Annotated in this window: 3 protein-coding genes and 1 pseudogene; 3 read left to right on the top strand and 1 reads right to left on the bottom strand. The window is 69.8% G+C overall.

The annotated features are described in order from the left end of the window. Positions 1 to 1,166: 1,166 nt before the first annotated feature. Positions 1,167 to 3,371: a sigma-70 family RNA polymerase sigma factor gene (locus tag PUR26_RS00215; RefSeq protein WP_329868035.1), complete on the bottom strand. Its 2,205-nt coding sequence runs from the start codon at positions 3,369 to 3,371 to the stop codon at positions 1,167 to 1,169. A gap of 350 nt (positions 3,372 to 3,721) precedes the next feature. Between PUR26_RS00215 and PUR26_RS00210 the strand changes: the two genes are divergently transcribed. From PUR26_RS00210 to PUR26_RS00200, 3 genes and pseudogenes are all read left to right on the top strand, one after another. Then, a complete protein-coding gene (locus tag PUR26_RS00210; protein WP_329868033.1) occupies positions 3,722 to 5,245 on the top strand; it encodes an RICIN domain-containing protein in 1,524 nt (507 codons plus the stop codon). Positions 5,246 to 6,928: 1,683 nt separating this feature from the next. After that, positions 6,929 to 7,918, top strand: a complete 990-nt coding sequence (locus tag PUR26_RS00205) for a hypothetical protein (RefSeq protein ID WP_329868032.1) — start codon at positions 6,929 to 6,931, stop codon at positions 7,916 to 7,918. A 119-nt stretch (positions 7,919 to 8,037) separates the two neighbouring features. Beyond that, a pseudogene (locus PUR26_RS00200) lies at positions 8,038 to 8,181 on the top strand (transposase); the annotation flags it as partial.

The following is an 8,181-nucleotide window of genomic DNA, read 5'->3' as shown; positions in this document are numbered from 1 at the left end:
CGCTGCCGCCCCAGCAGGCGGCTCAGTCCGCAGCCGCTCTCCCTCGACCCAGAACGTGCGCTCCTCGCGCTCAGGCAGAACGACACCGCGTATACGCCTGATCATGACTACGAACCTACGCGACCCAGCCGGAGCGCCCCCCCGGTGACCCCGCGCAGCCCAGGCCCGCCGGCCTTGGGGAATTTGCTGCCAAAGAGCATGCTGCGTATGGAAGGTCAACGGTCATCACCTCAATCTTGAGGCGGGGCAGGGACACCGGGCTCTACGCCGACATCAAACTTGCAAGCGGCTTCCACCTTGAGCTTTCAAGCAGACACTGAGGCGCCGTCGGGACAGCCTGGGCGGCACCGAAGGACGCTCTCCCGGACGGGCGGGGTGACGGGATGCGCCAGCCCTGCCGCCAGAGGCGTGCCGGGCACGGCAAGATTCTGCGGCGGGACGGCCGCGAGCCGCTCGGGCTGGGCACGGCGATCGGCATGATGATGACCGAGCGCGGCCTGGTAGCCCCGGCCGCCGGCGGCAGTGTCCTGCCCCCAGTGGGACACCATCCTCACCGCGGCCGCGCCCGAACTCGCCGGGCATGTCCGGGCGGTCGCGGTCGACGAGGAGTCCGGGCGCCTGGACGTCGTCCCTGACGTCCCCGCGTACGCCACGCAGGCCCGCTGGTGCGCGCCGAAGCTCATCGCGGTCGCCAACGAGGCGGTGCCCGGCGCGAGCCGTACGGGCGATCAACGTCTTGGCGCCCGCTGCCCGCATCGCCCCCACAGCGACGTCCCCGGCTGCCACCGATGCCCCGACGTCGCGGCCGGTCGTTCCGGCCGGGCCGGTGAAGACGAGGCAGACCGCATCGGCCGGCTACCGCCGTGCTCTCGAAGCCCACCGCGCGGTCGCCCCAACCCGCCAGGAAGGCCCGGCCCTGGCCGCCGCCGTCGTACGTCAGGAACAGGTCCGCCGCGAGCTCGCCGACCGCGTCTTTCCTGACGTCGGTCAGGAGGATGAGGTGCCGCCGTCCCTCGAGGATGTTCGCGCCCGGCAGCGCCGGACGGCCGAAGCTGTACGCGCCGCCGCGGTCCTGCGGGGCAGTGCCGAGCGCGCCGGACGACCGGTGCCGCCCGCCGCGGGAGCCCACCCGGATCCTTGAGGGGAGGCGGCCGGGGCGGAGCGTTTCAGGAGCCGGTCGGCATGAGGGCGCCGACCGCGGCCTGCGGATCGCGGGGCGCCAGGAAGGTCGAGGTGGGCAGAGCACCGTCCTTTTGGCGGGGCCCTTCGGCGGTGCGCGGATCCGTCGAGCGCAGGCCGGTCACCGGCACTGCTGTTTCCGCCCCGTTCCAGGTGTTGGAGAAGGAGCGGACAAAGGGGCCGAGGTCTGTTGCGCGCGGGTTGCTCCAGGCGGCGTTGCCGGTGAGGGTGCCTGCGGCTTCGGTGATCCGGAAGCCGGCGATGCCGTTGCGGTACGCGCTGTTGCGCTCCAGGGCGAGCGCGCCCGGGTTGCCCTCGTCGTTGAAGCCGTAGCCCTCGTTGTCCCAGGCGGCGTTGTTACTCGCCACGTGCGCCACCGCGGCCCGGCCGCGGCCGCCTCCGAAGGTGAAGCCGTTGCTGTTCCGGTAGGACCAGTTGCCTTCGAGGACGGTGGGGCTGGTGAAGCCACCCAGGTCGATGCCGTCGCCCCCGTTCTCCCAGGTACGGCAGTGCCGGACGGTGTTGCCCGCTCCGGAGCCGAAGACGATCGCCAGCCCCGAGCCTCCGCCGGTGGCATCGCGGTTGTGGTGGAAGTCGCTGCCCGTGATGGTGTTGTCCTCGGTGCCGGCGTCGCGCAGTACCAGGCCGGACCGTGCGTTGTGGTGCATTGCCAGGCCGCTGAAGACGTTGTGCGCGCACCCGCTGCACACCCATGCGTGGCTGCTGGAGCCCCGCACCTCCAGGTTCCGTACCGTCCAGTGGTCTGCGCGCTGGGTGACGGCCCACTGCCCGTCGGGGACCGCGGAGACGTCGATCACCGGCCGTTCGCCCTGGTAGGCGGTGAGCACGATCGGTTGACGGGCGGTTCCGTCGGTGTCGATGGTGACCGGCCCGGTCGGCCGGTAGGTGCCGCCGCGCAGGGCGATGGTCTGGCCCGGGCGGACCAGGCCGACCGCCTTGCCCAGGGTGGCGTAAGGGCGGCCGAGACTGCCGTCGCCTTCCGCGTCGGAGCCGCCGGGGGCGACGTGCAGGACGGCCGCCGTACCGGCTGTGACGGACCCCGGGGGCGTAGACGTAGACGCGGGGGTGGAAGCGGAGGCGGTCGCGGCCCCGGTCGTGGAACCGGACGCTGGCGTAGTGGCCTTGGTGGCGGCCGTGCTCGGTGCCGAGCGCGGCATGTCGTCCGGTACGTGTTCCTGCCGGATGACGAGGGCGAGACCGGCGAGCAGTATCGCGGTGCCGACCGCCACGGCGAGAACCGCCCTGGGGCGAAGCTGCCGGACCGCGTCGACGACGCGATCGAGCAGTGCTCCCGTCTTGGACGTGGCTCCCGCGGCGGGGGCGGAGTCCAGCAGTGGTCCGAGCCCGGCCAGCAGGGCGGCGGGTACGGCGGGGACGGCGATGCCGGGCAGCAGGTGCTCCGGGGGTATCAGCCCCTCGCCCAGGGCTCCGCAGGTCGGGCAGTCGCGGACGTGCCGGGCCAGCCGCTTGCGCCACACGGAACTCGGTCGGCCGTCCCAGCCCTGCACGGCGGCGGCGAGGCCCCGGCAGCGCGGGGACGAAGCGAGTGCGCGGACGAGGACGCGGCACGTGCGGAGTTGTTCCTTCACGCGCTGCACCCGGACCGCGGCGTGACCGCGAGAGAGGCTCACAGCCCTGGCGAGTTCGGCACGGCTTAGCGTGCCGGCGACCTCCTCCCACCACAGGGCGAGCAGCTGACGGTCGGCGGGTTCCAGCCAGTGCGTGGCGCGCAGGGCTTCGTTGCGTTGGTCGGCCATGACCAATTCGGCGACGGACCGTTCGGCGAAATCTGCCGAGGGCTCGTCCCATTCCTGGACCAGCCGCCGGGAAACGAGGTCGTGCGAGCGGCGGCGGTGTTGTTGTATCTCCCGGTAGGCGATGGCCACGATCCAGGAACGGAAGCGTTCCGGCTCGCGGACCCCAGGAAGGCCCCGCACGATCCGCAGCATGACCTCCTGCACCACGTCGTCCACGTCGGTGCGGTGGTGGAGGGCCCGCCCGACGATCCGGTGGACCAGCGGCAGGCACACGGTGAGAAGTTCTTCCAGCGCTGCTCGGTCGCCGGCTCCCGCGGCCCGGACCAGGGCGGTGTCGTACGGGGAGGCTGCGCCGGGGATGGCGTCGGTGACAGCAGTGTGGTCCGCAGACCCGGAAGGAGAGTTGAGATCCATGTGGAGGGGGTCCCCTTCGCCCTGCGCAGCGCTGCGGCGGCGCATTCCGGCCGGCGGCCTCGTCGTTCGCGGACCGCGCTCGAGCACTTGATCTTTACAGGATGGCGATCCTGGCACGGTGCCGACCGCCTGTAAAGCCGCCCCTGGGGGCTCCTGACGCACCAACAGCCGAGTGACGTACATCACACATAGTGGGGGCTGCAAGTTTTTGTTATCCCCTCCCGTTCGCCGCGTCTACCTCTGCGCCGCGGTGCCCACACCAGCGGCAGACCCCGGCCACCGGGCTCAGAGCCCCCTTCCACCAAGGGCGCACGAGGCCCGTCAGCAGCGAAGGAAAGGAAGAGCGGCCCATGACCCCCGCCCCCTCTCGAAGGCTCGACCGCGAACAGAGCGAGCCCCGCATGCCCCGGCACGCCCGCCGCCGAGGCCGCCTCATCGGCCTGGCCTCCGCTGTGGCGGTGGTGGCTGGTGGGGTGGCCGTGTCGACGATGGGTACGGCTCCCGCCGAGGCCGCGACCCTGCCCGCGACCGGTGCCTCGTACCAGCTGGTGGTGAAGAAGTCGGGCAAGTGCCTCGACGTGCCCGGCGCATCCCGGGCCGACGGCGCGAAGCTCCAGCAGTGGGGCTGCACCGCGAACTCTCCCTGGCAGCAGTTCACCCTCAGGTCGGCGGGCAGCGGTGTGTACACCCTTGTGGGGGTGGACAGCAAGCTGTGCATCGATGTCCCCGCCGGCTCGACGACCAGTGGCGTCCAGGTGGTCCAGTGGGCCTGCGGCACAGGCAAGACGAACCAGCAGTGGCGCCTCACCCCCTCCGGGACCGGCTCCTACCAGGTCATCAGCGTCAAGTCCGGACTGTGCCTGTCCGACCAGCAAGCCTCCACCGCCAACGGCGCCGCCATCATCCAGGAGACCTGCACCCACAACAGCAACAAGCAGTGGACCTTCACACCCATCAGCGGAAGCGGGAACGGCCGGTCCTGGCCGAACACCGCCGACGGCTTCGCGTCCACCGGGGGCGGCACCACCGGCGGTGCGGCCGGGACCACCGTCACCGTGAAGAACTACGCGGACCTCGTGAAGTACGCGACGGCGGCCGAGCCGTACACCATCAAGGTCGCCGGCACCATCAAGGTGACCCCGTACGGCCACGAGATCCCCGTCAAGTCGAACAAGACGGTGATCGGGGTCGGCACCTCCGGCCACATCGTCAACGGCGGCTTCTTCCTCGGCTCCGGCACGAAGAACGTGATCATCCGAAACCTCACCATCCGCGACACCCGGATGACCGACGACGATCCGGACGACAAGCTTTACGACTACGACGGCATCCAGATGGACACCGCCCACCACATCTGGATCGACCACAACACCATCGAGCGGATGAACGACGGCCTGATCGACAGCCGCAAGGACACCAGCTACCTGACCGTGTCCTGGAACAAGATCGGAGAGTCCAACAAGGCCTTCGGCATCGGCTGGACCAGCAACGTCACCTCCCGCATGACGATCCACCACAACTGGATCCACGGCACCAACCAGCGCAACCCCAGCATCGACAACGTGGCCCTAGCCCACCTCTACAACAACCACCTGGAGAACATCACCTCCTACGGCAACCTCTCGCGCGGAAAGTCCAAGGTCGTCATCGAGAACAGCTACTACGACAACGTCGCCAACCCCTACAACATTGACACCGCCGCGGCATCCCTGACGCAGAAGGGCTCCATCGTGGTCAACTCCACCGGCAAGCAGCAGACGGGCGGCACCACGTTCGACCCCCGTGCCCACTACGGTTACTCCCTCGACGCGGCCAAGGACGTACCGGCGATCCTGAGCAAGTACGCAGGGCCCCAGAGCAACATCGGCCAGTAGTTCCTATCCGGCCCCGAGCATGCCCCGGCGAGACACATCCCGCCGACGGAACAGGCCCACGCGTTGGCAGACGACAACGTCATACGGGGTGGACGAGGGTGCGACACATCGCACCCTCGTCCACCCCGGCGGTCCCGCGTCACCTCCGGCGACCGCATGCAGCCGGGCCGGCCAGATCCGCTCCCGCTCCCACCCCAGGGCCTGCTCCCACCACGCACACACCACCGCGTGGGCGAGAGCGAACACCCGCCCCGGATCGGCGCCGGCCGCGGTCCGGGCGACCTTCGGCCAGGCCCGCTGCGCCGCGGCAACCTCCGGGCTCGCCCGCAGGCCGAGGTTGCGGTACCGGTGCCCGTCACCGCAGGTGAGCATCCACCGCCGGTGGCGGGTGCAGACCCGCTGCCACGGTGCCACGCACCTCACCACCACCGTGTCCTCTCTGGCGCGGGCGGCTGTGCACAGTCGGCACCCGTACGCCACCGGCCCGTACTCCCCAGCCGACGCGTCCCTCCACCGGCCTGCCGCTGTGTCCGGCCCAGCCCTACCGGGGCCGCCCGGCGCGCCGGAAAGGGTCGGCTGCGGCCAGTTGTCGACCGCGGGCAGCGCCCGCGCCAGCACTTGCTCGTCGACCCCGCCCAGTCGGGCCAGCAACTGCCGGCCGGACGGGTTCAGCAGAACCTCGGTGTCCTCGCGCGGACCGGCCTCGTCCCGCGGCCGGAAACCTGCCCAGGTCCACCAGGGCAGCAGCGCGCCGGGATCCAAGCCGTAGCGCCCGGCAACTCGGGACAGGTACGACCACGTCGTCTCCCCGGCCGTAGGGGCAACTCCCAGCGTGCCGGGAAGCGACACGTGTCTCCTTACGGCGTGTTGTTACTTGGAGTAGGCGGAGGGGGTGAGCCGTTCGGTGGAGGCGCCTTGCGGTCGATGGGTGGCCGACCAAGCCACTTCGTCGACGCGCAGGGTGCAATCTTGGGCTTCACCGCCCACAACGCCAGTCAGGTCGTCGACATCAGCGGCTTCGTCGACGGACAGGCGTTGGAGGAGTTCCCGGACCGCGGTCGGTCTTCCGCACCTGGGCCCTTGCCAACGACTACGCCGACGGCAAGGAGATCGACCCCAAGGACAATGACCGCGGCTACAGCCCAGACAACCGCTCTAAAGTACCTCCCAGCCGAGCTCGAGGAGTGGCTGCGTGCTGAAGCAGATCTGCAGGACTGCTCGCCGTACGAGGTGGTCAAGCAGGCTCTGGAGCAGTATCTCGGCGTGTCTCGGACCGGCGGCACAGGACCGCGCATAGAGGCGCAGGGCACTGAACAGCAGGACTGTCGCACGGCCCCAGGCCTCTCATCTGTGAACCGTGTGCTGGAGCCGGACGGCTCAGACTTCGTGATCGACTCGTGGCGGGTTTCCTGCCAGGTTCACTCCCCACCTACCGGTCGGGGACGTCTCTCTGTGTCTCACTGGCCACGTGGAGGCGTACGCCGACACCCGCTAGCTTGCGTTTCCTCGCTGCCTGTTGAAGCGGGGGGGGGCGGGACATGCCTTCTCAGGGGCGCTGTCAGTGGCGGCGTCTACGCTGGCTGACAGCTGCCCGATGCCTCCCGAACACGGACGAAGCCTGCCCCACCAGGCGGTCGAACTCGGTGTGGAACCAGGGCTGACACGCGAGATCGAGGAGGCATCATGCGGATCGACGAGGCGTTCGACGACTTCCAGAGAAATGTCAACGAGGACGTGGGCCAGACCCGGCTCGCCCGGGACCGGCGTGATCTGTTCAAGAAGGCGCTGCTCAGCGAGCCCGATGTCACCGAGGCGATCGGCTCGGGATCGCTGAGCCGGAGCACCCAGCTCAAGCCCATCAACGACGTCGACATCATCGCCGTCTACGACGGCCCCGAGCACCCGGACTGGGGCAGCGCCGGCCACAGTGCCGAGCACGCCCTAGACCACGCCCGCGACCAGGTCAACCGGCTGCTGGGCAAGACCAACGGTAGCCACGGCAACGAAGTCCGGCTGGCACTGCCGAGGAACCACGCGGTCAAGTGCTTCCTCGACGACCCGGACGACGAAAGCGCGTTCACCGTCGACGTGATGCCGGCCCTCCGGCAGGCCGACGGCACCCTTCTCATACCCGAGAAGCGCTCCCAGACCTGGGTGCTCGCCGACCCCGAGCACCTGATCGACCTCGTGGCCGACCGGCAGCGGGACTGGGAGCACTTTCGCCCGCTGGTCCGCGTCCTGAAGCAGTGGCGTCGAGAGATTACGGTGACTGGGCGGATTAAGTCGCTCGTCATCGAGGTCCTCGCTCTCGACTGTATGCCCACGTCAGGCAACCGCCCCAACGGACTGCGCACCTTCTTCACCGCCGCGGCAGCACGCGTCAACGAGGGTGTGAGGGATCCGGCCGGTCTGTGCGGTGAGATCCAGCCCGACCTTGACTACGACGGTCTGCGGATTGCGTTCGCCGAAGCTGCCGATCTCGCCGACCGGGCCTGCGCCGCGGCCGCGGCCGGACACACCGACCAGGCCCTGCGCTTGTGGCAGGAGATCCTGGGCGACTCCTTCCCCGCCCCGCCGAAGCCTGCGAGCCCCGGCATCGGAGCCCCGGCCCTGAGCACCAGCACGCCCGCCTTCATCACCCCCCGGCCGATCAAGGACGCACCTCAGGGATGACGGCCACCACCGGTCCGCACACGCCCGCCCAGCCGGCCTCCCTCTCATGGTGGGCAGCCGAGCCACGCCGTTTCGAACGGGACCAGCGTGAGATCACCGCGGCCTTCCCCGACCTCGTCTATGACGCCGGCAAGAAAATCAACGGCCGCAAGCGGCACCTGGTCGTGGACACCAAGGGTTTGCCGCTGTTCGTCATGGTCACCCCGGCCGACATGACCGACCGCAACGCGGCCAAGGAAGTGCTGTTCCGGCTTCGGCTGATG

Origin of the sequence: Streptomyces sp. SP18CS02, assembly GCF_036322365.1 — a bacterium.
Taxonomy (GTDB): domain Bacteria; phylum Actinomycetota; class Actinomycetes; order Streptomycetales; family Streptomycetaceae; genus Streptomyces.
Note: the sequence above shows the minus strand (reverse complement) of the source record. Positions and strands in the feature narration are given on the sequence as shown.